The following is a 24,236-nucleotide window of genomic DNA, read 5'->3' on the forward strand; positions in this document are numbered from 1 at the left end:
CATCTTCACGATTTTCTTGCTAGTCTTGTGAGCGCCAAAAAATAGAATGTATAAAAAACACACAGGACTCTCTATGGCAATTTCTATAAAAAATAAACTAGGCCTTACAAGTAAAATTCTGATCGGTATGGGAACAGGTATTGCTTTAGGCCTCATTCTCCGCAATGCCTTTCCAGAAAGCGATATAGTAAAAGATTATATTACTGAAGGTTTCTTGCATGTTATCGGTACTATCTTCATCTCCAGCTTAAAAATGTTAGTCGTTCCTTTAGTCTTTATTTCATTAGTTTGCGGAACTTGCTCACTGAGTGAACCTTCAAAATTAGGCCGCTTAGGGGGGAAAACCCTCGCCTTCTATTTATTCACAACCGCCATTGCCTTAGTGATTGCGATTGTCAGCGCAGTCCTTATACATCCTGGGAACGCCTCACTGGCGTCAGAAAAAATGGAGTACGTCGCAAAAGAAGCCCCAAGTCTTGCTGATGTGCTGATAAACATAGTGCCCACCAATCCGATGCAGGCACTGAGCGAAGGTAATATGCTGCAAATTATTATTTTTGCGGTGATTTTTGGCTTTGCTATTGCCCATATTGGTGAGCGCGGCAAACGTATTGCGGCGTTGTTTGAAGATTTAAATGAAGTCATCATGCGTGTCGTGACACTGATCATGCAACTCGCGCCCTATGGTGTATTTGCGCTGATGGCAAAACTTGCATTAACACTCGGTTTAGAGACCTTTGGTAGTGTGGTTCAATATTTCTTCGTGGTCTTAGGTGTATTATTGATCCATGCGTTTGTTGTTTACCCTACACTTCTAAAACTTTTCTCAGGCCTCAATCCCTTAATATTTATTCGTAAAATGCGCGATGTGCAGTTGTTTGCTTTTTCAACCGCCAGTTCAAATGCCACTTTACCCATTACCATAGAAGCGTCTGAACATAGATTAGGTGTCGATAATAAAATCGCCGCTTTTACGCTACCGTTAGGCGCTACCATTAATATGGATGGCACAGCAATCATGCAAGGCGTTGCCACTGTGTTTATTGCGCAGGTTTTTGGCATTGAGCTCTCACTAACCGATTATGCCGTTGTTGTTGTGACTGCCACGTTAGCATCAATTGGTACAGCGGGTGTTCCAGGTGTCGGACTTATCATGCTGGCAATGGTGTTAAATCAAGTTGGCTTGCCAGTGGAAGGGATTGCCCTGATTATCGGTGTCGATCGCTTACTCGACATGGTACGTACTGCTGTAAACGTCACAGGTGATTGCGTAGCAACTGTAATTATTGCTAAATCAGAGGGCGAATTTAACGAGCAAGTGTTTAACAACACTCAAGCGGGTAAAGTTGCTAGAAGTTTTGATGAGCAAGTTCATCATTTAGATAAATCGAACTAAACCTCACAAAGACCAAAATGACGCCCAGCTTCAGTGTTGGGCGTTTTTGTTTGAACGCAATACAGTTAACATGTCTATCATTAGCAAAATGTGAACGCACCAATAGTACGGAAGTTTGTTTTTAGATACATTATGTTTACTATTTTAATACGTTTAATGGGAGGGGTATAAATGTGGTGGAGAAGTCTTTGGATCCTGATTGCATGCTGGTTATTGAGTGCCCACTTCGTACGTTACGAACAAATTAACTTTGCTATTCCTTTTGCACTTGCGCCTTTGGTCTTATTTTTTAACTCAGTTTACTTACTTCGTTTATTACAAATTTTATTATTTATAAGTGTCTTTGCCGTATGGGGCGTCACAACCATTGAAGCGGTACATCTGCGATTAGCGCAAGAAATGCCTTGGTTGAGATTGTCTTTTATCATGATGGCGGTGATGTTATTTACCTTAGGCGCGATTATGTGTGGCAACGGCATTTTGCGGATCAGAAAACAAAAATCGCCTTGGGGAAATTCCCCGATACGCTAACACTTTAACGGCAAAACCTTCTTATTCAACAATTAATTAGTACTTATTTTGACCACAAGTTCAACTCGGTCAGCAAAGGTTAAGTTCAACTAAGATATGCTGATCCTCTATTTGGTTATCAGTGTGATTTTGCGTAGACTAGTTTACTAAAGCTTAGCTCATACACTTTAAGGCATTATATTATGAGAATTTTGGTTGTTGAAGACGATCCTATTTTATCCCACCACTTAAAAGTGCAATTAAGCGATCTCGGCAATCAAGTTCAAGTGGCACTGACTGCCAAAGAAGGTTTTTATCAAGCCACTAATTATCCCATCGATGTCGCCATTGTCGATTTAGGGCTACCCGATCAAGATGGTATTAGCTTAATTCAACAGCTCCGTGAAGCGGGTCTTAAAGCACCAATATTAATTCTCACGGCACGAGTTAATTGGCAGGATAAAGTTGAAGGCCTAAACGCCGGAGCCGATGACTATTTAGTGAAACCCTTTCAAAAAGAAGAGCTTGTCGCAAGGCTTGATGCCTTAGTGCGACGTAGCGCAGGTTTTGTTAAACCCGTGATTTGCAGTGGAGAATTGAAACTCGATCTCGCCGCCAAACAAGTCACTCTGGGTGACGAAGTCATGGAGGTCACTGCCTTTGAATATTTAATCCTCGAATATTTGATGCGCCATTGTCATGAGGTTGTCGCCAAGCAACGTTTACTCGATGTGATTTATGGTGATAAAGAAGGCGATCCCAATACGATTGAAGTCATGGTCAGCCGCCTGCGTAAAAAACTGACCCGCGATGGTATCGATAACCCCATAGTGACCATCCGCGGCCAAGGATATAAATTTAACCTACCATGCAATTAAGATTAAAATTCAAGAAACGTCTGCTGACACGGATGTTTCTCACCTCACTATCAATTATTACCTTAGTGGGTTTTGGTCTCGCATGGATGGTTAATATTCTGCATGCGCAAAATAGTTATAACGAAGAAACTGCCCAACTCATTGCCGAAATCCCCCAAGTCGCCGCCGAATTACGGGAACACGATCTTATCCCCGATACCAGTGCTTGGTTAGAAGAAAATAATAAACAAGAGCGCTATGTAATAGCGAGTTGCGATGACAAATTTAAGCAGGTTTGGACCTCATCCCTCGCAGTAGATCGTGGATTATTTGATACCTGTGAGCGTTTTAACGAAATCCGTAACGACTCCCCGCCCTACTACCTCACCATGGCTGACGACAGAGGTTATTTCGTCTATTTGCTCGCGGTAGAAATTGCCAGTGTGCATTACAACCTCCTTGTCATGAAAGATGCCGCCAAACTGGAGCAAGAATACAGTAAGTTCAGTAAACGTACTTATATTCGTTTAGCCATGGTGTTGGCCTTAGCCTTAATTCTATTGGTCAGCGCCGCCTATTGGGGCATGCGTCCCTTGGTACGGATGCAAAACGAACTGCAATCAATTAACCAAGGTAAGAGTAAATCACTTTCTGAGGGCTATCCTGTTGAACTTGAAGGCGTAACGCAAGCACTCAACCAGATGTTGCAACAATCGAGTGCCCAACAACAGCGCTATCAAAATGCTATGAATGACTTGGCACACAGTCTTAAAACCCGCTTAGCCGCCGTGCATGCCATTACAGATGACGCCAGTTTGAGTAAACAATCTGCGAGCGAAAAGATCATGGAACAAGTCAGCCAGATGGATCAGCTGGTCAAATACCAATTAAAACGGGCCATGTTAGGCCGCCAAGGCCTGAAGCAAGAACAAACTGTTATTGCGCCCTTAGTCGATCAATTAGCACAAATGTTGTTTAAAATTTATCGAGAAAAACAAGTGCAGTTCTCGGCCAACATCTCCCCTTCCTTGATGTTCCCCGGCAACAAGGGTGACTTAATGGAGCTGTGTGGCAACCTTATGGAAAATGCTTTCCGCCTGTGTATCAGCCAAGTGCATGTATCGGCTAAAATTAACTCACAAGGTGAGTTTGAACTTATTGTCGAAGATGATGGCCCAGGTGTTGAAGAAAGCTTAAGACAGAAGATTATCCAACGTGGCGTGCGTGCCGATACTCAGTCCCCAGGGCAAGGGATCGGATTAGCTGTCTGTGATGAAATCGTTCACAGCTACGGTGGCAGCTTAAAAATTGAAGAAAGTCGCTTAGAAGGTGCGCTCTTTAGGATCCGTATCCCAGTGTAAGAAACTGGGATACTATCAGGCAATCACCGCATATAGCTGTTCGGCTCGATTAAACATGATCCAAGAAGTGGCAATATATTTGTCACCACTCACAGGTTTATTTCCCCGATGTGAATGAGTAAATCCCGCAGGCGCTATCACCATAGTGCCTTTTTTAGGGGAGATTTTACGCTGTTGATAATAAAATTCGGTTTCGCCGCCCTCTTCCACATCATTTAAATAAAACATATAGAGCACGACGCGATGCAGAGCTTCATTGTGGCCATTCTGCGGGAATTGTTCCGAATGCCAATGGGGATAACCGCCTTTATTTTGCTGATACTTTTGAATATTAATACTGCCACTGCGATACAAATACTTCACTAAGCCATCGGCCCTAGGCGCACCCAGCGTCGCAAAATTAGTCGGAGTTAGCGTTACAGGTTGGCCCTGCTCATCACTCACTGACACAGCAACCGCACCCATTAATGCCATTGAATATTTTGTAAAATAATCTACCGCGCCCTTTAAGGTATAACCTAAGAGTTCGTTTCTGATGGGCTGCAGGTCGATGAAACTATCTAAGGTCAAATCGCGGCTGATCTTCTTCTCCAAATCGACGCCATTGCCCGTGTGTCCATCAACAACGCCAGCATGTTGCTCAAATGCCAGAATGAGACGGTCACACAAGTCATTCGGCAACGCATTAGGGTATACTTCAATAAAGTCCATACTTCCTCAATGGAGTGGCTACTTTCTAGGCTTACTATGCTGACATGTTAGTTAAGTAATTGTAAAGCAGCATCATTGAGATAAAATAACCCACATTACGCTTCACGATAACAAGAATATGAAAAAAAGCTGTAAAGTTTCAGTCCATCAACTTCAAGTCGGCAACTTTGTGCGTTTGCCCGTGGCTTGGAAAGATCATCCCTTTTTATTCAGTAGCTTTCATATTAAACAAGCTGCGCAAATCGAGTTGATTAAAAATCTGGGCATCGAACATGTCATCGTCGATTTAGAACGCAGCGACGTCGCCCCGATACATGCTGATGCAGTCAACCCTATCAAATTGCCGCCAAGTGCTGAAATCAATGTGCTTAAAAACGACATGGATCAATACAAGGCTGAGCAAATCGAAGTACAAAAAAAATTACGCCGTGACATTAATAAAACTGAGCAAAATTTTACCCGCTCAGTAGCCATGATGCGCAGCCTCATCTCTAAGCTACGTAATCGCCCCTTAAATGCGGTCGATGACGCCAAAGATTTGGTACACACCATAGTCGAACAGCTGCTCAACTCAGATAACTTAGTGCTGCATTTGATGAGTGATGCTAAGCAGGATGAAAGCATTTACTACCACTCCTTGAATGTTGCGATCCTCTCTATGCTGATCGCCAAAGAAATGGAATGGGATAGAAGTGAAATCGAAACGGTCGGTCTCAGTGCCCTGTTCCACGATGTGGGTAAATTAAAAATCCCACCACAAATTCTAAAAAAATCGACACCTTGGTCAGCACCAGAGCTTAATTTTATCAAACAGCATCCATTACTTGGGATTGAACTGCTCAAATTAGCCGATAATTTTCCCCAAGCAGCCTTACCTGCAATCACCAATCACCACGAGTTTCTCGATGGCAGTGGTTATCCCAAAGGCCTAAAGGAAGAGGCTCTCGATAAGGTATCGCAACTGATTGCGGTAGTGAACGAATATGACTCCTTGTGTTACCCAAGCCAACAGGGCAAAGCCAGAATGCCCTACGCCGCACTGGGGCATTTGTATAAGCAATACAAAACTAAGCTAAATCAAGAGTATATTGGCAAGATGATCAAGATGCTGGGCATTTATCCCCCCGGCAGTGTGGTGGAATTATCCAGCGGTCAATATGCCATGGTGATGTCGGTTAACTTAACTAAACTGCTATGTCCAAAAATATTGGTTTACGATGCCTTAGTTCCTAAAGACCAAGCGCCTATCGTTGATTTAGAGATTGAAGGGATCAGTATAGTGCGCTGCTTACCACCTGCGGCGCTTCCTGAAAAAGTCCACGAATATTTGAATCCGCGCGAGCGAGTGAGTTACTACTTTGGCGGCGATAGTCGTAAGTAGTTGATTAAGAAACTGGCTTAACGATTATGTCTAACGAGCTTCACTCATTTAAGCAAAGTCATCGAGTCTCACTCATTGAATAAAAGTCATTGAATGAACATGATTAAATAAAAGTGATAAAAATAAGGGTCGAATATTGCATTCGACCCTTATTTTTAATTCGAGAAATCAACACAGCTAGCGGCTGACTTATAACCAATGCTTACGTTTAAAGAAGAAGTAAGTACCTGCGGCACTGGCTAACATCATCACAATCGCCATAGGGTAACCGTATTGCCACTCAAGCTCAGGCATGCTGGTAAAGTTCATCCCATAACTACTGGCAATTAAGGTCGGTGGTAGAAACACCACAGCGGCAACCGAGAAGATTTTGATGATTTTGTTCTGCTGCAGACCACTGAAACCCATGGCCGCATCGAGCAGAAAGTTTAACTTATCGAAAATAAACTGACTGTGGGGCATCAGCGACTCGATATCCGACAACATTTCCCGCAAGTCCTTTAAATGTTCATCGGATAACTGGCCACGATAATAACGCTGCATATAACGCAGTGAGCGCTGAGTATCGAGCAAACTTAATCGGATTTTACCATTAGAGTCTTCTTGCAGAGTGATGAGTTTAAATACATCGTCAAGTTCGTCGTTATCAAATACTTGCTCACCGACATTTTCAAGTACAGTGTAAACGTCTTCAATTAAGTCAGATAGATAATCCACTTTCAGATTAAATAACTCGAGAAACAATTCCTGCGGTGTCGATACTTCTAACCGCCCTAAACGCAAGTAGTTACGCAGTAAACGGATAAGACCTACGTCTTCTTCACGAATTGTCAGTAAAAAATTGCTACGAAGGTTAAAGGAAACGTTAACGCCGCGCACATCTTGGCCGACACGCTGTGGGAATAACGAATTAATATGCAAGCCGTCACTGTTTTGATAAAAACGTGCTGAGGCCTCAATTTCATTGATATCTTCTTCGTCAGGCACTTCTTCAACAGAAAAATGACTTAACCACTCTCGCTCCTCATCATCGGGTTTATACAGATCTAACCAAATGGTCGACGCGGGAATACTGTCCAGTATGCCGAGCTCTGTCACAGTAAGGTGACGATTATCATAGACATAAGCAGTAATCATTTGTCCTCCTGAAAAAAAACTTAAGTTAACGATTCCACTTAAGTGCAGGCTAAAAAATTGTCGCTAGTTTACCGCATAAGTTGGCAATGAAAAGGCGTGCAAGGTAATTTAGTAAAATAAATATGCCTTAGTCGGTTTCGATAATTGCCAACCGTTCTTGGGTCGAAAAGCGAATATGGATGCCATCGATAGTGACCATTTTCGAGTCTGAGATATCCCCTTTTCGCACACGATACTCGCCGTTATTGTCGGCATTCGGTGACACAATTCTCACAGTGACAATTCTATGCTGATCGCGCCAATACCAAACACTGTAACTCAGCAGGCTAAATCCAATCACTACAAACACACCCGTCAACAGGTATCGACGCCACAGCGGTTCACTAAAACGCTTTGAACTGAGATTAACAACCTGAGGTTCAATCTGACGCTTGCGTTTCACCAGCAAAAACCAAGCGCCAGCAATAACTAAGACTGTTAGTAAAATTTTAATGAGCATGGCTCTTTCCTCTGATAAACGTCCGCTTGTGCTCAATGGTCTCGATCAAGTCAGCAGCAATCTTGCATTAGCCCTTCAATGCCACACAAGTTAGCGCATTATACGCAGACTTATGTGGATAAACTGTCTTTGGGATCAAGCTTAAAGTGCACAGTCAAATAGATAAGGCGAATGTAAGAGCCACACACATGCACATAGACATAGACAAAGCAAAACGTTAAACAGAGTACAACAGACTTATGACAGGGCGAAAACACTGCGGGACCCATGCCTAAAATTGATAGCTACAGATCACAATACTCAACATAAGTAAGTACCTGACATTAAAAATCTTCAAATCCCTTCGCCATCCGCTGAATTTGTGCCAAAGGAACGCCGTGGCGATTACGTTTGGCGCATTCCTGCTGATGAGCCAGACTGTTTGGTTCACCCACAAGCACAATTCTAACTTGATAACCTAAGGCTTTTGCCGCCGCTTCATAGGCCATGTATTCCCAGTGGCACAGATTGGTATTATCACAAATCACCACAGGCTCGCTTGAAGAAAGTGCCTGAATAAACCCCGTCAAATTACATTGATGAAACTCAGGTAATTTCTTGGCATCGAAACGGTATTCATCTTCATGGTAGAAAAAACTATCGGTCGAAAATACGCCACGTTGCCGCACGCCAATGGCTTTTTCTAAAGGAAGGGAAAGAATGTAAGTTTCAACCCAATGTGATTTACCACTGCCCGGTAAGCCACGCATTATAATCGCAACTTTTTCGCTCATGCGTTCGACTCACTGCCAATCACTCGACCCGCTAAAATGGTATCAACCAACTGAGGCACTAACTCCCCCGCTTTTCCTGTGAGGTGATATTGAAACTGACTGTGTCTATCGGGTGCCATCATATTCACTTCGACTGTTTGAGCCCCATGATGGTTAGCAGTATCCACAAAGCCCGCGGCAGGATACACAGTGCCAGAGGTGCCAATGGCAATAAACAAGTCACAGTTATCGAGCGCATCGTGAATTCGATCCATCCCTAAGGGCATTTCACCAAACCACACCACATGGGGGCGTAATCGCTGAGCCGGAATACAACAAGTACAGCAATTATCGGCACCAAAGGGCTCACGTAAAATAAAGGTCTGACGTGAGCGCGGACAACGGCCTTTGGATAATTCACCGTGCATATGCAATAGACGGCGCGAGCCCGCACGCTCATGCAGGTCATCAATATTTTGTGTGATGATAAGTAATTGACCTTTAAAGTCCGCTTCCAACTTTGCCAAGGCCACATGCGCTGCATTAGGCTCAACCGTGCCACTGTGCAGTTGCAACCAACGACTATTGTAAAATCGCTCTACCAATTCAGCATCACGTTCATACCCTTCTGGTGTAGCAACGTCTTCAATATGATGTTCTTCCCATAGACCATCTTGATCGCGAAAGGTGCGTAAACCCGACTCAGCAGAGATCCCTGCGCCGGTTAACACCACAATTTGCTGGTACATGCCGATTCCTTATTATTTTATTTATTTGAATTATTCTCACTGACTTTGGCAGCCGTGAATATTATTCCTTGGTATAACCATACAAAAACTATGCTTGAATTGCCGCAAAATATTGTGATTTAACGCCTATTGACACAATTTATCTGCATATCGCCCTAGAAAGCCAGAACAAAGGTTTAAGTTTTCAACCTGAGCACCTATAATGGCAAACACTATCCACGGATGAACCTATTGGTTCTGCAATCAAGAGATTAGCAATGACAGATGGAAATCAAGCGCTAAAAAAAGCGGGTTTGAAAATTACCCTGCCACGAGTCAAGATCCTAGAACTGATGCAAGGACCTGAAAACCAACATATCAGTGCAGAAGATTTGTACAAGAAGCTGCTCGATATCGGTGAAGAAATTGGTCTAGCCACCGTCTACCGTGTGTTAAACCAATTTGATGATGCAGGTATTGTCAGTCGCCATCATTTTGAGAGCGGTAAAGCCGTTTTCGAACTATCGACTCAGCATCATCATGATCACTTAGTTTGCCTATCGTGTGGCAAAGTGATTGAGTTTTCAGATGAAGTCATCGAACGTCGTCAAGATGAAATTGCCATGAAACACAACATTAAGCTGACTAATCACAGCTTATATTTGTACGGCACTTGCACCAACGATACCTGTGAGCATAACGACGCCTAAGTCGGCCATTGCGTTTATAAAGCATTAAGCAAAAAACCAGCCTAAGGCTGGTTTTTTATTGGATGATGTTTACGGGTAAACCGCTATAACACCTTGGCGTAGATATTCACTTTATGGCCCATAAACTCATTTTGCTCACGCCAATGCATGCCCACACGCTTAGCCACACCTTCAGAACCGAGATTCCCTGCTAAGATAAGTGCAATCGTCTGGTCAATGCCAAAACGTTTAAATTCAGCTAATGCAGCAAATGCGGCCTCAGTACCAATTCCAGTTCCCCAATACTCAGGGAAATAACGATAACCCAGTTCGACTTCGCTGAATTCTGGAATAAATTTCGGACCGCAAAAACCAATCACCCGCTTATCGGCTTTATGCTCTACCGCCCAACGGCCAAAACCATGTTGCTGATAATCGACTGTGATCACCTTGTGAAACAACTCAACCGCCTGCTCGCGAGCTGTAAATGCCGCGGTGGGAATGTATTTCAGCATCGCGGGATTACTGTTCATCAAATAAAGCGCTTCACAATCTTGCTCAGTAAATGGTCGAATAATTAACCGTTCAGTTTGGGTTATCATCTTTGCTCCTTCAAAAATGGCACTTAAAAATCAACCAATGGTTCGCTTAAAGTGCACTGGCGTAACGTCAACGACACTACGCCAATACCTCAAGCTTAACGGTGGAAATCACCACTGCGTTCAGGCTGATACAGGATTTCCTCAATACGCACTTTTACCATAGAACCACCCGGACCTGGCCATTCAATTTCATCACCTTGAGAGAGCCCTAATAATGCGCTGCCCACCGGCGCCAAAATAGAAATCGTGCCCGCGCCGTTCACGTCTTTTGGATACACTAAACGTAAACAGAAAGTCTCATTACTGGATGAAACGCTAAACTTCACTTCTGAATTCATGGTCACCACATTCGCGGGCACCTGTGATGCAGGCACAATATCGGCTCTGTCTAATTCAGCCTCCAATGCCGCTTTGCCCGGAAACGCATTTGCCGGCAGTGACTCCAATAATCGCTCTAGTCTTTCTAAGTCAATTTCCGAAATAATGATTTTAGGTGTTTTCACAGTTTTTCCCTCGTAAAAAATGTGATGTTTAAGCCGTTACTGTGGCTAACATCGACTCTGTTGCTTACCCTCCCCCAATGCGATAAGCCCCATAAAACAAATACGCTCGCAACGATAGACTGCAACCGTGTTAAATAAATTTGAGTTCAAGATTTTTTGCAGAACAGCACTGAAGCCATAAGCACTTAGCTCATGGTTAATGGCTCTACTCACATTATCCTCGCCAATGACGCAGACGAGCGCGTAGTAGAGAAGCATCAATCTAACCCGTAGAAGAAAAAATATCTAGTCTTCATGGTGTTAGCTCAATCCCATTCCTGTCATTTACTGCGATTCGCTGCCGAAATTACAGCCAATAAAAAAGGCGCCTTAGGCGCCTTTTTTATTCGAAAGGTTAGCTTACCAACCTGTACGAATACGCAGCGCTTTGCCGATATCAGCAAGCGAGCGGACAGTTGTCACGCCCGCTGCTTCTAATGCAGCAAATTTGTCTTCTGCAGTACCTTTACCGCCAGCGATAATCGCGCCAGCATGGCCCATACGCTTACCAGCAGGTGCAGTGACACCCGCAATATAAGACACAACAGGCTTAGTCACGTGTGCTTTAATGAAAGCCGCCGCATCTTCCTCAGCGTTACCACCGATTTCACCGATCATAACGATCGCTTCAGTCTGTGGATCGTTTTGGAACATTTCCAGTACATCAATGAAGCTAGTACCTGGAATTGGGTCACCACCAATACCTACACAAGTAGATTGGCCGAAACCTTCATCCGTCGTTTGCTTAACCGCTTCATAAGTCAGAGTACCTGAACGAGAAACGATACCCACTTTGCCTTTTAAGTGGATGTGACCAGGCATGATGCCGATCTTACATTCACCTGGGGTGATAACACCTGGGCAGTTAGGGCCGATCATGCGAACGCCAGTTTCTTCAAGCTTCACTTTAACTTGCAGCATGTCCAGTGTAGGAATGCCTTCAGTGATACAAACGATAAGCTCGATGCCACCGTCGATAGCTTCAAGAATGGCATCCTTACAGAACGGAGCCGGTACATAGATCACAGAAGCAGTTGCGCCAGTCGCAGCCACAGCGTCTTTCACAGTGTTGAACACTGGCAGACCTAAGTGAGTTTGACCACCTTTACCAGGAGACACACCACCCACCATTTGCGTACCGTAATCGATAGCTTGTTGTGAGTGGAATGTACCTTGACCGCCAGTGAAACCTTGGCAAATTACCTTGGTATCTTTATTGATTAAGACAGACATTATTTGCCCTCCGCAGCTTTAACTACTTGCTCAGCCGCGTCAGTTAGACTGGTAGCTGCAATGATATCTAGACCTGATTTAGCTAATACTTCACGGCCAAGTTCAGCGTTAGTACCTTCTAAACGAACCACAACAGGTACTTTAACGCCCACTTCTTTAACAGCGCCGATAATACCTTCTGCGATCATGTCACAACGTACGATACCGCCGAAAATGTTAACCAGAACCGCTTTCACATTGCTGTCAGACAGAATGATTTTGAATGCTTCAGCTACACGTTCTTTCGTCGCGCCGCCGCCTACGTCTAAGAAGTTCGCTGGCTTGCCACCGTGCAAGTTAACGATATCCATAGTACCCATCGCAAGACCAGCACCGTTCACCATACAGCCAACGTTACCGTCTAATGCAACGTAGTTCAGCTCGAACTTAGCAGCGTGAGCTTCGCGGGCATCATCCTGTGATGGATCGTGCATGCCTTTGATTTTTGGTTGACGATAAAGTGCGTTACCGTCGATACCGATTTTACCGTCTAGGCAGTGTAGGTTGCCTTCAGTGGTAATAACCAGTGGGTTGATTTCAAGCAATGCGAAATCATGATCAACGAACATAGTCGCCAGACCCATGAAAATCTTAGTGAACTGCTTCATTTGAGTTGGGTTTAAACCTAACTTGAAGCCAAGATCACGTGCTTGATAACCTTGTGGGCCAGTCAAAGGATCGATGATTGCAGTGTGGATGAGTTCTGGCGTTTCTTCTGCCACTTTCTCAATTTCAACACCACCTTCAGTCGACGCCATGAACACAACACGACGAGTCGCGCGGTCAACAACGGCACCTAAGTACAGTTCGTTAGCGATGTCGGTACAGCTTTCTACTAAAATTTTAGCAACTGGCTGGCCTTTCTCATCAGTTTGATAAGTCACCAGATTTTTGCCTAACCAGTGTTCGGCAAAGGCTCTGATTTCTTCTTTATCGCCAGTGACTTTAACGCCACCTGCTTTACCGCGGCCGCCTGCGTGTACTTGACACTTAACAACCCATAAATTTCCGCCAATATGGCCTGCCGCTTCTACAGCTTCTTGGGCTGTATCACATGCAAAACCTTCTGACACTGGTAAACCATATTCGGCAAATAAGGATTTTGCCTGATACTCATGCAAATTCATGATGATCTATCCGTATACTTCTAATCAAATCCAACTGGCCCGTTTGGGCCAGTCACGAGGGTATGTCTGGCTATTTCTTTAAGCGCAATCTCTTATCGAGTTGTGTTACAGATCAAGCAGCAGACGAGTTGGGTCTTCTAGGAAGTCTTTAATCGCAACCAAGAAACCAACAGACTCACGGCCATCAACAATACGATGGTCATATGAGAGTGCTAGGTACATCATGGGCAGGATTTCAACCTGACCATTGACTGCCATTGGGCGATCTTTAATGGCATGCATGCCTAAAATCGCACTTTGTGGCAGGTTAAGGATCGGTGTAGACATCAGTGAACCGAAAACACCACCGTTAGTCACAGTGAAGTTACCGCCAGTCATGTCAGCCACAGTCAGCTTACCGTCACGGCCTTTAAGGGCTAAGTCACGAACTGCTTTTTCGATTTCAGCTAAGTTCATGGTATCTGTGTCACGTAACACTGGTGTTACCAGACCACGTGGTGTTGATACTGCGATGCTGATGTCGAAGTAGTTGTGATAGACGATATCATCGCCATCAATAGACGCGTTGACTTCTGGGAAACGTTTCAGCGCTTCAGTCACGGCTTTGATGTAGAAAGACATAAAGCCTAAACGGATACCGTGGCGCTTTTCAAAGATATCTTGGTATTGCTTACGGATATCCATGATGGGCTTCATGTTCACTTCGTTAAACGTCGTGAGCATAGCGGTAGAGTTTTTCGCTTCTAACAAACGGTTTGCGATTGTCTTACGCAGACGTGTCATTGGTACGCGCTTCTCGCTACGGCCAGCCGCTAACGGAGCTACAGCAGGTGCTGCTGGCGCCGCAGCTTTAGGGGCAGACTTAACGAAGGCTTCTACGTCTTCTTTAGTAATACGACCACCCACACCAGTGCCTTTTACTTTGCTGGCATCAACATTGTGCTCAGCCAGTAAACGGCGTACAGATGGGCTTAACGCATCACTGCTTTCATCGCTGGTTTCAGCTGCTGGCGTTGCCGCTTCAGCTTGCGCTTTAGTGACTTCTTTGCCCGATACAGCACCGGCGATGAATTTAGCGATCACTTGTTCACCTAGAACAGTGGCGCCTTCTTCAAACAAAAACTCGCCAATGTGGCCATCTTCTGGCGCAACCACTTCAAGAACCACTTTATCGGTTTCAATATCAACCAGGTTTTGATCACGAGAAACTTGCTCGCCCACTTTCACATGCCAAGTGGCAATCGTGGCATCGGCAACAGATTCTGGTAGTACGGGTACCTTGATTTCGATACTCATGAAAAACTATCCTTTTATAAAATGTCTATTACTACAGTGTGATTGTAAGTTTCAGGGCACTGTTCACTAAAGATTCTTGCTGATGTGTGTGCAACTCAGGGTAACCACACGCTGGTGCAGCTGACGCTTCACGACCAGCATAAGTTAACTGTGCACCTGCAGGAACCGCGGCCCAGAAATGGTGTTGACTAGAGTACCAAGCACCTTGGTTCTGTGGCTCTTCCTGACACCAAACAAAATCTTTCACATGTTGGTAATCAGCCAAAGCAACGATCATTTCATCATGTGGGAACGGATATAACTGTTCGACACGGATTAACGCTACGTTAGTGATATTTTCTTTACGACGTTTTTCCAGCAGTTCGAAGTAAACCTTACCACTGCAGAAGACAACTCGGTCAACCTTGCTTGCTTCCAACGTATCGATTTCACCGATCACATTTTGGAAACTGCCATTGGCTAATTCTTCCAAGCTTGAAACCGCTAATGGATGACGTAGTAATGACTTAGGCGACATAACGATAAGTGGTCGACGCATAGGACGCACCACTTGGCGGCGCAACATATGGTAGACCTGTGCAGGTGTTGAAGGCACACACACTTGCATATTGTGGTTAGCACACATCTGCAAGAAACGCTCTAAACGGGCGCTTGAATGCTCAGGGCCTTGACCTTCATAGCCATGGGGTAACAACATAGTCAGACCACATAAACGGCCCCACTTCTGCTCACCCGATGACAAGAACTGATCGATTACCACTTGGGCACAGTTAGCAAAGTCACCAAACTGCGCTTCCCAAATAGTCAATCCACCGGGTTCTGCTGTGGCATAACCATACTCAAACGCCAGTACTGAGGCTTCAGATAATACTGAGTCAGTAATATCAATTGGGCCTTGTTCATCAGCAATATTGCGCAGTGGCATGTAAGTCGTGCCATCGTTTTGATTGTGCAATACAGCATGACGATGGAAGAAAGTACCGCGGCCAGAATCCTGACCTGTAATACGTACACGCTTGTTGTCTTCCAGAATTGAGGCATAAGCCAGCGTTTCTGCAAAACCCCAATCGAGTGGCTTCTCGCCTTTTGCCATCGCTAAACGGTCGCTATAAATCTTAGCAACCCGTGATTGCAATGGATGACTTTCAGGTACATAGCTCAGTTTGTCAGCCAGACTTTGTAAACGCTCAGCCGACATAGAGGCTTGATACGCTTCGTCCCACTCACGACCGATATACGGAGTCCAGTCAACAGAATGCAGCGTCATTGGGCGCCATTCTTTAACTACACAATCACCCTGATCTAATGCATCACGGTAATTATTGATAAGACCAGTCACATCATCAGCAGCCATCACGTTTTCAGCAATTAGCTTGTCTGCATAAATCTTACGTGGCGTTGGGTGTTTCTTGATCTTGGCATACATCAGCGGCTGAGTTGCACTTGGCTCATCGGCTTCGTTATGGCCATGACGGCGATAACACACCAATTCAACCACCACATCACGTTTGAACTCGTTACGATAATCAACGGCTAACTGCGACACAAAAGCAACGGCTTCGGGATCATCAGAGTTAACGTGGAAAATCGGTGCCTGAACCATCTTAGCGATGTCAGTACAGTATTCAGTCGAACGAGTATCCGCATGGTTAGAAGTCGTGAAGCCCACTTGGTTGTTCACTACAATGCGAATACTGCCGCCGACTTTAAAGCCACGGGTTTGAGACATGTTGAATGTCTCTTGTACTATCCCTTGACCCGCAATTGCAGAGTCACCGTGAATAGTAATAGGCATGACTTGTAAGCCATCCTTACAACCGCGACGGTCTTGACGGGCACGTACAGAACCAATGACCACAGGGTTAACGATTTCAAGGTGCGATGGGTTGAAGGCCAGTGCTAAGTGCACATTGCCGCCCGGCGTTTCAAAATCAGAGGAAAAACCTTGGTGGTACTTAACGTCACCAGAACCGTGGGTATCAGCATGCTTACCCGCGAACTCGTCAAACAGTTCAGCTGGACGCTTACCTAATACGTTCACTAACACGTTCAGACGACCACGGTGAGCCATACCGACGACGATTTCTTTAGTACCGGCTTCACCTGCACGATAAATAATTTCGCGCATCATAGGCACTAACGCATCACCGCCTTCTAACGAGAAACGTTTCGCACCAGGGAATTTAGCACCTAAGTATTTTTCAATACCTTCTGCGGCGTTAAGGCCTTCAAGAATGCGCGTCTTAACACTTTTATCGTAGTTAGCTTTACCTAAGGAAGGTTCGAGACGTTGTTGGATCCAGCGTTTCTCATCGGTATCGGTAATGTGCATATATTCAGCACCGATAGAACCACAGTAGGTGGCTTTCAGCGCTTTTACCAAATCCGCGAGCTTCATGGTTTCGCCACCATGAGCAAAAGAACCTGTATTAAACTCACGTTCCATGTCTTCTTTAGTCAAGCCGTGGAAGGCAGGATCTAAATCAGCTACTGGTTCACGTTTCCACAGTTCGAGGGGATCAAGATTAGCACCTTGGTGACCACGGAAACGATGGGCGTTAATTAATTGCAGGACTTTAACTTGTTTAGCATCCATTTCAGGATCCGTCACACGAGCAGAGCTCTTATGGCGACCTTCTAACGCTAAACTGCGAAAATAATCACGTACTTTTGAGTGAGCAGCTTCAGGCGCATCAACAGAGGCACCGTTCACAGGAGGGAGATTATCAAATACCGCACGCCAATCATCAGCGACTGACTGTGGGTCTTCTTGATAGGCTTCATACATCTCTTCTACGTAGGTCGAATTTGCACCACTTAAGTGAGATGATTCGAGCCAGGCTTTCATGATGCCTTGGTGCATTTCTATTCCTTTCAAACTTTATACACGTGCTTAGCCATAGTATTAAATATGCAGTCTGTAGAGATTACCTTCGACGCATAATTTCTGCCGCCCCTAGATGTCCAGATATACGGCGCGTTGTCTTCCATTACATACGCAAAAGAGTCACCTTCTGCTACCAGAAAGTGACTCTTCAAGAGCTATATTATTATTGGTTTCAGCTCGGGTTCTCGCATTACACTGCTCGCTTCAACAGCATGGACTTAATATGACCAATTGCTTTAGTCGGATTAAGACCTTTTGGACAAACGTCAACGCAGTTCATGATGCCATGGCAACGGAACACGCTATAGGCGTCGTCCAGCTCAGATAAACGTTCTTCTGTAGCTGTATCGCGACTGTCGATCAAGAAACGATATGCGTGAAGCAGACCGCTTGGACCGATAAACTTATCAGGATTCCACCAGAATGATGGGCAAGCCGTAGAACAACAGGCACACATGATACATTCGTACAAACCATCTAAATGAGCACGCTCTTCAGGGGATTGTAAGTGTTCACGAGCAGGTTGTTTCTCATCATTGATGAGGTAAGGCTTGATCTTCTCATACTGCTTATAGAACTGAGTTAAATCAACAACTAAGTCACGAACAACTGGCATACCTGGTAATGGACGTATTTCTAATTTCTTACCTTTAAAGGTTGAAATTGGGGTAATACACGCCAGACCATTCTTACCATTCATGTTCACGCCGTCTGAACCACACACGCCTTCACGGCATGAGCGACGGAATGACAAAGTCGGATCTTGCTCTTTCAACTTGATCAGTGCATCGAGCACCATCATGTCAGAGCCTTCAGCCACTTCTAAGCTGTAATCCTGCATATACGGTTTAGTATCTACGTCAGGATTGTAGCGATAAACTGCAAATGTCAATTTCATCTTTGCAACTCCTAGTAGGTACGTTTCTTCGGCGGGAATGCTTCACGTAACTTAGGTGCCATGTTCACTGCACGACGATCCATCGTTTCAGTGATTGGGTCAAATAAGCTGTGGCATAACCAGTTCTCATCATCACGCTCTAAATAATCTTCACGTGAGTGAGCACCGCGACTTTCGGTACGGAAGTTAGCCGCATAAGCCGTGGCGATTGCCGTTGCCATCAAGTTATCTAACTCTAAACATTCAATACGTTGAGTATTGAATTCACGAGAGTTATCAGACAATTTAGCATTTGCAAGACGTTCACGAATCACTTTCAACTGCTCTAACCCTTCAGCCATAGCATCGCCACGGCGGAATACAGAGAAGTTTAATTGCATACACAGTTGCAGATCCTTACGGATTTGCGCTGGGTCTTCGCCATCTTTGTTGCTTTCCCAACGATTCAGACGCGCCAGAGAGGCTTGAATATCCGCATCGCTAGCGTCTTTTGGATCGTCAGTCTCATCCAAAGCTTTACCTAAATGCTGACCCGCTGCGCGGCCAAAAACCACTAAGTCAAGCAGTGAGTTACCACCTAAACGGTTTGCACCATGTACAGATACACAGGCAATCTCACCCACAGCGAACAGACCAATAACATCTTGTTCAGTGCCGTCTTCATTCTTACGAATAACTTGACCACTGACCTTAGTTGGTAGACCGCCCATCATATAGTGACACGTTGGTAGTACTGGAATTGGACCATCGGCTGGATCGATATGGGCAAAAGTACGAGACAATTCACACACGCCTGGTAAACGTGCTTCTAATGTTTCTTTACCTAAGTGATCAAGCTTCAGTAAACAGTGTGGGCCTAATGGACCGTCTAAACCACGACCTTCGCGGATTTCAGTCATCATTGAACGTGCTACCACGTCACGTGATGCCAAATCTTTCGCGTTAGGGGCATAACGCTCCATGAAACGCTCGCCGTCTTTGTTCAGCAGATAACCGCCTTCACCACGACAACCTTCAGTCACAAGTACACCCGCGCCGGCGATGCCAGTTGGGTGGAATTGCCACATTTCCATGTCTTGCATTTGCACGCCAGCACGCATTGCCATACCTACGCCGTCACCGGTGTTGATATGCGCGTTAGTCGTCGAAGCGTAAATACGCCCTGCACCACCCGTCGCAAGAATCGTTGCTTTAGCTTTGAAATAAACGATATCGCCCGTTTCAATTTCAATCGCAGTACAACCCACAACGGCGCCATCATCGTTTTTAACGAGATCTAATGCATACCATTCTGAGAAGACTTGCGTCTTATGCTTAACGTTTTGTTGATATAAACAGTGAAGCAAAGCATGACCAGTACGGTCGGCAGCTGCCGCAGTACGCGCAGCCTGCTCGCCACCAAAGTTCTTAGATTGACCACCAAATGGACGTTGGTAAATCGTACCATTTTCGAAACGAGAGAAAGGCAAACCCATTTGCTCAAGTTCAATCACGGCTTCAGGACCGGTTTTACACATGAACTCGATCGCTTCTTGGTCACCGATAAAATCGGAACCTTTCACGGTATCGTACATGTGTTGTTCCCAATGATCTTCATGGGCGTTACCTAACGCAACAGTGATACCACCCTGCGCAGATACGGTATGAGAACGGGTTGGGAATACTTTTGATAAAAGCGCGCAGCTTTTACCTTCTTTGGAAATCTGCAGCGCTGCACGCATACCAGCGCCACCGGCACCGATCACTACAGCATCAAATTCGCGTACTGGAATACTCACTTAGACACCCCACACAATAACAATGCCGGCCGCTAAATAACAAAATACGGTAACGACAAAGGTGAACTGTAAAACACCACGTAACGACGTGCACTTAACGTAATCTGTCAGCACTTGCCATACACCAATCCAAGCATGTACTAATAAGGCTACCAGCGTCAGAAGTGTAAACACTTTCATTGGCAGAGCACTAAATAGGCCATGCCAGACGTCGTAGGTGAGAGGGGAACTACATGCAATAAAGCCAACCAAGAAAATGGTGTAACAGGCGAGGATCACTGCACTAGCGCGTAGTAGAATATAGTCATGAACACCACTGCGTCCAAAACTTGCTGCATTGGTTACCATACCCAGATCCCCGCTATGATTGAAAAGGCTACCGTTAAGGCAAATACAGCTTTCGCTGATGCGGCACCCGATGACAATTCTTCCCAACGACCGGTATCCATTACTAAGTGGCGCAGGCCACCAAACAAGTGATACGCCAGTGCAGTCATAATGCCCCACAGGATAAACTTCATCACGAAGTTATCGAATAGAGACTGTACGCCAGCGAAACTTTCAGCTGATGCTAAAGATGAATTTAGCAACCAAATGAGAATGCCAACTGCGAACAGCATGATGACACCGGAAACACGGTGAAGAATTGACACAATCGCTGTTGCAGGAAAGCGAATGGTCTGCAGATCTAAATGGACAGGTCTTTGCTTTTTCACGTTCTGCTCACTCAGCTCCATTGAGCATTTTTTTTGTTATGTGAACCGCTTTTGTACAAACTTTAAACAGGAGGTTGATCACTGCAAAAGTAAACACAAAAGCAAAGTTTAAACAAACAGTTAACTATCTGAGCACGCACTCATTTAACATGTAAACAAAGGGTGCTTTATAATCGTTGTTTGCGGCCCTTATTGGGCGAGGCAAGTATACTCGCGGCAAATGTCAAATACAAACATCACAGAATGCAAATTATGTTTTTTTGACTATTTTTTACTGTAAGTGCCAGTTACAAATAGAAAAGTAAAGGCTTTTATACCATGGTCTAACAAATTTAAACGCTTATTTAAATTGAAATGTGATCTAGAATGGCTGTAAAGTAATGGCGGTTTGACATGCCGCACTCACAGATAAGAACTAAGTAAGGAGAACGGGGTATGGCTGATTTAAAAGCCAAATTAGAATTACCAGGGAACGACTCGATAGAATTGCCAGTAAAGCAGGGAACCGCTGGTTTTGACGTAATCGATATCAGTAAACTTGGCAGCAAAGGTTACTTTACTTTTGATCCAGGTTTTCTTGCGACTGCCTCCTGTGAATCTGCAATTACCTATATTGATGGTGATCTGGGTATATTGTTACACCGTGGCTATCCAATCGATCAACTTGCCGTTGACTCCGATTACCTAGACCTGTGTTATTTGCTGCTTTACGGTGAACTACCGACCAAAGCGCAATATACTGAGTTTGTACATACAGTTAAAACCCACACTATGGTTCACGAGCAGCTAGCCTTCTTCTTTAGAGGTTTCCGTCGTGATGCTCATCCTATGGCCATGTTATGTGGTGTGACGGGTGCATTATCTGCATTTTACCAAGACTCTCTGGATGTTAACGATCCACGTCACCGCGAAATCGCCGCTTATCGCTTAGTCTCAAAAATGCCTACGATAGCAGCCATGTGCTACAAGTATTCTTCAGGCCAGCCATTCGTGTACCCACGTAATGACTTAAGCTATGCAGGCAACTTCTTAAGCATGATGTTTGCTGTACCGTGCGAAGAATACGTCGTGAACCCTATTGTTGAACGTGCAATGGACAGGATCTTCATTTTACATGCAGATCATGAGCAAAATGCATCGACTTCAACAGTACGTTTAGCCGGTTCTTCAGGTGCAAACCCATTTGCGTGTATCGCAGCGGGTATCGCATCTCTTTGGGGCCCTGCACACGGCGGCGCTAACGAAGCCTGTTTGCAAATGTTAGAAGAAATCGGTTCAGTAGACCGTATTCCTGAATTCATTGAACGCGCTAAAGATAAAAATGATCCTTTCCGTCTGATGGGCTTTGGACACCGTGTTTACAAAAACTTTGACCCACGAGCCAAAGTGATGCGTGAAACTTGTCATGAAGTGCTGAAAGAACTGAAAGTACAAGATCCACTCTTGGATGTGGCAATGGAGCTTGAGCGCATTGCACTTGAAGACGAATACTTCATTTCTAAAAAGCTGTATCCAAACGTCGACTTCTACTCTGGCATCATTATGAAAGCCATTGGTATTCCAACCAGTATGTTCACTGTGCTGTTCGCACTGGCACGTACTGTAGGCTGGATTGCTCACTGGAAAGAAATGTTAGATCAACCAGGCCACAAAATCAGCCGTCCACGTCAGTTATATACTGGTGAAACTGCGCGTGATTTCGTCGCACAAGACAAACGCTAAGTCCCACGACTTACGCATTAAAAAGCGCCTAAGGGCGCTTTTTTCATTTCAAATAATCCTCTTTTAGACTTCCTTCTCCTGACAAAATACATTGTTGCAATTGCGCACTTGTGTAATCTTAATTAACCGCGTTTAGTTATTCTCATCACTTTTTAAACCTTTTGGCTACATTTGGTAAGAATCACAAATCACACTTAGCCAAAAATACGACTAATAGACTGAAATTAAACAAATTTAAACATTGGCATGGTTTCTGCTATCAACTGGCATCACAATAAAGACAACAGGTAACATTCTTATGGAAAAGTCAAAAATTGCTCAATTCACCCTGCCACTGCTAATGATTTCGATGCTAGCAGCCTGTGGTGAGGAAGAAGTGGTCAAAAAAGAAGAAAAATATGCCATTCCCGTCGAAACCACTACAGTGATGCAAGGAAACGTTTCATCTTTTTACAGTACAACTGCCACCTTAGAAGCGCCACAGGAAGCCAATGTAGTGAGTCGTATATCAGGGCTCATTGAATCTCTCGCTGTTGAAGAAGGTGACCGCGTTCAAAAGGGACAAGTGCTGGCTGTTATTGATGCCAAGAGGCAGCAATATGATTTAGACCGCTCAGAAGCCGAAGTCAAAATCATCGAGCAAGAATTAAATCGTCTGAAGAAAATGAGCAACAGAGAATTTATCAGCGCGGATTCAATGGCCAAACTTGAATATAACTTGCAAGCCGCTATCGCTAAAAAAGATCTCGCTGAACTGCAAGTAAAAGAAAGCCGCGTACTGTCCCCTATCAGCGGTGTAGTTGCTAAACGCTATGTGAAAGCTGGCAATATGGCGAAGGAATTTGGCGACTTGTTTTATATAGTCAACCAAGATGAACTTCACGGTATAGTTCATTTGCCAGAGCAACAGCTTGCGAGCTTAAAACTCGGCCAAGAAGCACAAGTGTTTAGTAATCAACATAGCAAGAATGCTATCCACGCCAAAGTGTTGCGCATAAGCCCGATTGTGGACCCACAAAGTGGCACCTTTAAGGTGACACTTGCTGTGCCGAATCAAGAGGCGCGCCTTAAAGCTGGCATGTTTACCCGAGTTGAGCTCAAATACGACACCCACGAGAACGTGATTACCGTTCCCTACAGCGCCTTGATTAACCAAGACAACAAACAAGCGCTTTATGTTATTGATGGTACCAATGCGAACCGTCGTGAAGTCGAAATTGGCTACCGTGAAGGTGATTCGGTAGAAGTGATTACAGGTATTAATCCCGGTGAACAAGTCGTGACCCGTGGCCAGCAAAACTTGAAAGACCAATCCTTAGTCGAAGTGATCACCCCACTCGATCTTGCTTCCGCTAAGAACTGATAGGAGCCTTTC

At 44.7% G+C, this 24,236-nt stretch carries 23 protein-coding genes; 8 read left to right on the forward strand and 15 right to left on the reverse strand.

The annotated features are described in order from the left end of the window. The first annotated feature begins 73 nt into the window (after positions 1–73). From L5M40_RS02280 to L5M40_RS02295, 4 genes are all read left to right on the forward strand, one after another. Positions 74–1,396 (forward strand): dicarboxylate/amino acid:cation symporter, encoded by a 1,323-nt coding sequence (locus L5M40_RS02280; RefSeq protein WP_263176757.1) that lies wholly within the window; start codon positions 74–76, stop codon positions 1,394–1,396. Positions 1,397–1,567: 171 nt separating this feature from the next. After that, the gene (locus tag L5M40_RS02285) at positions 1,568–1,927 is read left to right on the forward strand and encodes a hypothetical protein (protein ID WP_028759715.1); all 360 of its coding nucleotides are present in this window, start codon (positions 1,568–1,570) and stop codon (positions 1,925–1,927) included. A gap of 182 nt (positions 1,928–2,109) precedes the next feature. Beyond that, positions 2,110–2,784 carry a response regulator gene (locus L5M40_RS02290; protein WP_028759714.1) on the forward strand — a complete coding sequence of 225 codons (675 nt, stop codon included), beginning with the start codon at positions 2,110–2,112 and terminating at the stop codon, positions 2,782–2,784. Beyond that, positions 2,775–4,124, forward strand: coding sequence for a sensor histidine kinase (locus L5M40_RS02295; RefSeq protein ID WP_028759713.1), 1,350 nt, complete (start codon positions 2,775–2,777; stop codon positions 4,122–4,124). Before L5M40_RS02290 ends, L5M40_RS02295 begins: the two co-directional genes overlap by 10 nt. A gap of 15 nt (positions 4,125–4,139) precedes the next feature. Here the strand turns inward: L5M40_RS02295 and L5M40_RS02300 are convergent, their stop codons facing one another. After that, the gene (locus L5M40_RS02300) at positions 4,140–4,835 is read right to left on the reverse strand and encodes a 2OG-Fe(II) oxygenase (RefSeq protein ID WP_105252688.1); all 696 of its coding nucleotides are present in this window, start codon (positions 4,833–4,835) and stop codon (positions 4,140–4,142) included. 118 nt (positions 4,836–4,953) lie between these two features. On the opposite strand from L5M40_RS02300, the gene L5M40_RS02305 reads away from it, so the two are divergent. Further along, positions 4,954–6,216: an HD-GYP domain-containing protein gene (locus tag L5M40_RS02305; RefSeq protein WP_028759711.1), complete on the forward strand. Its 1,263-nt coding sequence runs from the start codon at positions 4,954–4,956 to the stop codon at positions 6,214–6,216. 189 nt (positions 6,217–6,405) lie between these two features. Here L5M40_RS02305 and corA read toward each other — a convergent pair whose 3' ends face one another. From corA to cobB, 4 genes are all read right to left on the reverse strand, one after another. Continuing rightward, positions 6,406–7,353 (reverse strand): magnesium/cobalt transporter CorA, encoded by a 948-nt coding sequence (gene corA, locus L5M40_RS02310; RefSeq protein ID WP_028759710.1) that lies wholly within the window; start codon positions 7,351–7,353, stop codon positions 6,406–6,408. A gap of 127 nt (positions 7,354–7,480) precedes the next feature. Next, positions 7,481–7,852: a hypothetical protein gene (locus L5M40_RS02315; RefSeq protein ID WP_263177226.1), complete on the reverse strand. Its 372-nt coding sequence runs from the start codon at positions 7,850–7,852 to the stop codon at positions 7,481–7,483. A gap of 323 nt (positions 7,853–8,175) precedes the next feature. Then, a complete protein-coding gene (locus tag L5M40_RS02320) occupies positions 8,176–8,625 on the reverse strand; it encodes an ATP-binding protein (protein ID WP_263177227.1) in 450 nt (149 codons plus the stop codon). Continuing rightward, positions 8,622–9,353 (reverse strand): Sir2 family NAD+-dependent deacetylase, encoded by a 732-nt coding sequence (gene cobB, locus L5M40_RS02325; protein ID WP_263138521.1) that lies wholly within the window; start codon positions 9,351–9,353, stop codon positions 8,622–8,624. The genes L5M40_RS02320 and cobB overlap by 4 nt, the downstream gene beginning before the upstream one ends. Positions 9,354–9,610: 257 nt before the next feature. On the opposite strand from cobB, the gene fur reads away from it, so the two are divergent. Continuing rightward, positions 9,611–10,042, forward strand: coding sequence for a ferric iron uptake transcriptional regulator (fur, locus tag L5M40_RS02330; RefSeq protein ID WP_028759706.1), 432 nt, complete (start codon positions 9,611–9,613; stop codon positions 10,040–10,042). Positions 10,043–10,125: 83 nt separating this feature from the next. On the opposite strand, the gene L5M40_RS02335 is transcribed toward fur, so the two are convergent. From L5M40_RS02335 to sdhC, 10 genes are all read right to left on the reverse strand, one after another. Beyond that, on the reverse strand, positions 10,126–10,623 hold the full coding sequence (locus tag L5M40_RS02335) for a GNAT family N-acetyltransferase (RefSeq protein WP_263177229.1): 498 nt from the start codon (positions 10,621–10,623) through the stop codon (positions 10,126–10,128). Between the two features lie 95 nt (positions 10,624–10,718). Further along, on the reverse strand, positions 10,719–11,126 hold the full coding sequence (gene rnk / locus L5M40_RS02340; RefSeq protein ID WP_028759704.1) for a nucleoside diphosphate kinase regulator: 408 nt from the start codon (positions 11,124–11,126) through the stop codon (positions 10,719–10,721). 399 nt (positions 11,127–11,525) lie between these two features. Then, positions 11,526–12,398: a succinate--CoA ligase subunit alpha gene (gene sucD, locus L5M40_RS02345; RefSeq protein WP_028759703.1), complete on the reverse strand. Its 873-nt coding sequence runs from the start codon at positions 12,396–12,398 to the stop codon at positions 11,526–11,528. Continuing rightward, positions 12,398–13,564 carry an ADP-forming succinate--CoA ligase subunit beta gene (gene sucC, locus L5M40_RS02350; RefSeq protein WP_006081976.1) on the reverse strand — a complete coding sequence of 389 codons (1,167 nt, stop codon included), beginning with the start codon at positions 13,562–13,564 and terminating at the stop codon, positions 12,398–12,400. Before sucC ends, sucD begins: the two co-directional genes overlap by 1 nt. A 105-nt stretch (positions 13,565–13,669) precedes the next feature. Then, the gene (gene odhB / locus L5M40_RS02355; protein ID WP_006081977.1) at positions 13,670–14,860 is read right to left on the reverse strand and encodes a 2-oxoglutarate dehydrogenase complex dihydrolipoyllysine-residue succinyltransferase; all 1,191 of its coding nucleotides are present in this window, start codon (positions 14,858–14,860) and stop codon (positions 13,670–13,672) included. Positions 14,861–14,891: 31 nt separating this feature from the next. Continuing rightward, positions 14,892–17,723 carry a 2-oxoglutarate dehydrogenase E1 component gene (gene sucA, locus L5M40_RS02360; protein ID WP_028759702.1) on the reverse strand — a complete coding sequence of 944 codons (2,832 nt, stop codon included), beginning with the start codon at positions 17,721–17,723 and terminating at the stop codon, positions 14,892–14,894. 214 nt (positions 17,724–17,937) lie between these two features. Next, the gene (locus L5M40_RS02365; protein ID WP_028759701.1) at positions 17,938–18,645 is read right to left on the reverse strand and encodes a succinate dehydrogenase iron-sulfur subunit; all 708 of its coding nucleotides are present in this window, start codon (positions 18,643–18,645) and stop codon (positions 17,938–17,940) included. A gap of 11 nt (positions 18,646–18,656) precedes the next feature. After that, positions 18,657–20,423 carry a succinate dehydrogenase flavoprotein subunit gene (gene sdhA / locus L5M40_RS02370; RefSeq protein ID WP_011847025.1) on the reverse strand — a complete coding sequence of 589 codons (1,767 nt, stop codon included), beginning with the start codon at positions 20,421–20,423 and terminating at the stop codon, positions 18,657–18,659. Beyond that, a complete protein-coding gene (gene sdhD / locus L5M40_RS02375; protein WP_028759700.1) occupies positions 20,424–20,771 on the reverse strand; it encodes a succinate dehydrogenase, hydrophobic membrane anchor protein in 348 nt (115 codons plus the stop codon). It abuts the gene before it with no gap. After that, entirely contained in the window at positions 20,765–21,160 is a 396-nt protein-coding gene (gene sdhC, locus L5M40_RS02380; RefSeq protein ID WP_012089416.1) for a succinate dehydrogenase, cytochrome b556 subunit, read from the reverse strand. The genes sdhD and sdhC overlap by 7 nt, the downstream gene beginning before the upstream one ends. 414 nt (positions 21,161–21,574) lie before the next feature. Here sdhC and L5M40_RS02385 point away from each other — a divergent pair, with 414 nt between their 5' ends. Both L5M40_RS02385 and L5M40_RS02390 read left to right on the forward strand, forming a co-directional pair. Next, positions 21,575–22,861 (forward strand): citrate synthase, encoded by a 1,287-nt coding sequence (locus L5M40_RS02385; protein ID WP_105252697.1) that lies wholly within the window; start codon positions 21,575–21,577, stop codon positions 22,859–22,861. Between the two features lie 298 nt (positions 22,862–23,159). Beyond that, complete coding sequence (locus L5M40_RS02390; RefSeq protein ID WP_105252698.1) at positions 23,160–24,224, forward strand: efflux RND transporter periplasmic adaptor subunit; 1,065 nt, start codon at positions 23,160–23,162, stop codon at positions 24,222–24,224. Positions 24,225–24,236 lie beyond the last annotated feature (12 nt).

This window comes from Shewanella sp. SM68 (assembly GCF_025653925.1).
GTDB lineage: Bacteria > Pseudomonadota > Gammaproteobacteria > Enterobacterales > Shewanellaceae > Shewanella > Shewanella oncorhynchi.

Coding starts and splice junctions, on each gene's coding strand:
- L5M40_RS02280 (WP_263176757.1), top strand. CDS start 74: ATGGCAATTTCTATAAAAAATAAACTAGGCCTTACAAGTAAAATTCTG.
- L5M40_RS02285 (WP_028759715.1), top strand. CDS start 1,568: ATGTGGTGGAGAAGTCTTTGGATCCTGATTGCATGCTGGTTATTGAGT.
- L5M40_RS02290 (WP_028759714.1), top strand. CDS start 2,110: ATGAGAATTTTGGTTGTTGAAGACGATCCTATTTTATCCCACCACTTA.
- L5M40_RS02295 (WP_028759713.1), top strand. CDS start 2,775: ATGCAATTAAGATTAAAATTCAAGAAACGTCTGCTGACACGGATGTTT.
- L5M40_RS02300 (WP_105252688.1), bottom strand. CDS start 4,835: ATGGACTTTATTGAAGTATACCCTAATGCGTTGCCGAATGACTTGTGT.
- L5M40_RS02305 (WP_028759711.1), top strand. CDS start 4,954: ATGAAAAAAAGCTGTAAAGTTTCAGTCCATCAACTTCAAGTCGGCAAC.
- corA (WP_028759710.1), bottom strand. CDS start 7,353: ATGATTACTGCTTATGTCTATGATAATCGTCACCTTACTGTGACAGAG.
- L5M40_RS02315 (WP_263177226.1), bottom strand. CDS start 7,852: ATGCTCATTAAAATTTTACTAACAGTCTTAGTTATTGCTGGCGCTTGG.
- L5M40_RS02320 (WP_263177227.1), bottom strand. CDS start 8,625: ATGAGCGAAAAAGTTGCGATTATAATGCGTGGCTTACCGGGCAGTGGT.
- cobB (WP_263138521.1), bottom strand. CDS start 9,353: ATGTACCAGCAAATTGTGGTGTTAACCGGCGCAGGGATCTCTGCTGAG.
- fur (WP_028759706.1), top strand. CDS start 9,611: ATGACAGATGGAAATCAAGCGCTAAAAAAAGCGGGTTTGAAAATTACC.
- L5M40_RS02335 (WP_263177229.1), bottom strand. CDS start 10,623: ATGATAACCCAAACTGAACGGTTAATTATTCGACCATTTACTGAGCAA.
- sucD (WP_028759703.1), bottom strand. CDS start 12,398: ATGTCTGTCTTAATCAATAAAGATACCAAGGTAATTTGCCAAGGTTTC.
- sucC (WP_006081976.1), bottom strand. CDS start 13,564: ATGAATTTGCATGAGTATCAGGCAAAATCCTTATTTGCCGAATATGGT.
- odhB (WP_006081977.1), bottom strand. CDS start 14,860: ATGAGTATCGAAATCAAGGTACCCGTACTACCAGAATCTGTTGCCGAT.
- sucA (WP_028759702.1), bottom strand. CDS start 17,723: ATGCACCAAGGCATCATGAAAGCCTGGCTCGAATCATCTCACTTAAGT.
- L5M40_RS02365 (WP_028759701.1), bottom strand. CDS start 18,645: ATGAAATTGACATTTGCAGTTTATCGCTACAATCCTGACGTAGATACT.
- sdhD (WP_028759700.1), bottom strand. CDS start 20,771: ATGGTAACCAATGCAGCAAGTTTTGGACGCAGTGGTGTTCATGACTAT.
- sdhC (WP_012089416.1), bottom strand. CDS start 21,160: ATGGAGCTGAGTGAGCAGAACGTGAAAAAGCAAAGACCTGTCCATTTA.
- L5M40_RS02385 (WP_105252697.1), top strand. CDS start 21,575: ATGGCTGATTTAAAAGCCAAATTAGAATTACCAGGGAACGACTCGATA.
- L5M40_RS02390 (WP_105252698.1), top strand. CDS start 23,160: ATGGAAAAGTCAAAAATTGCTCAATTCACCCTGCCACTGCTAATGATT.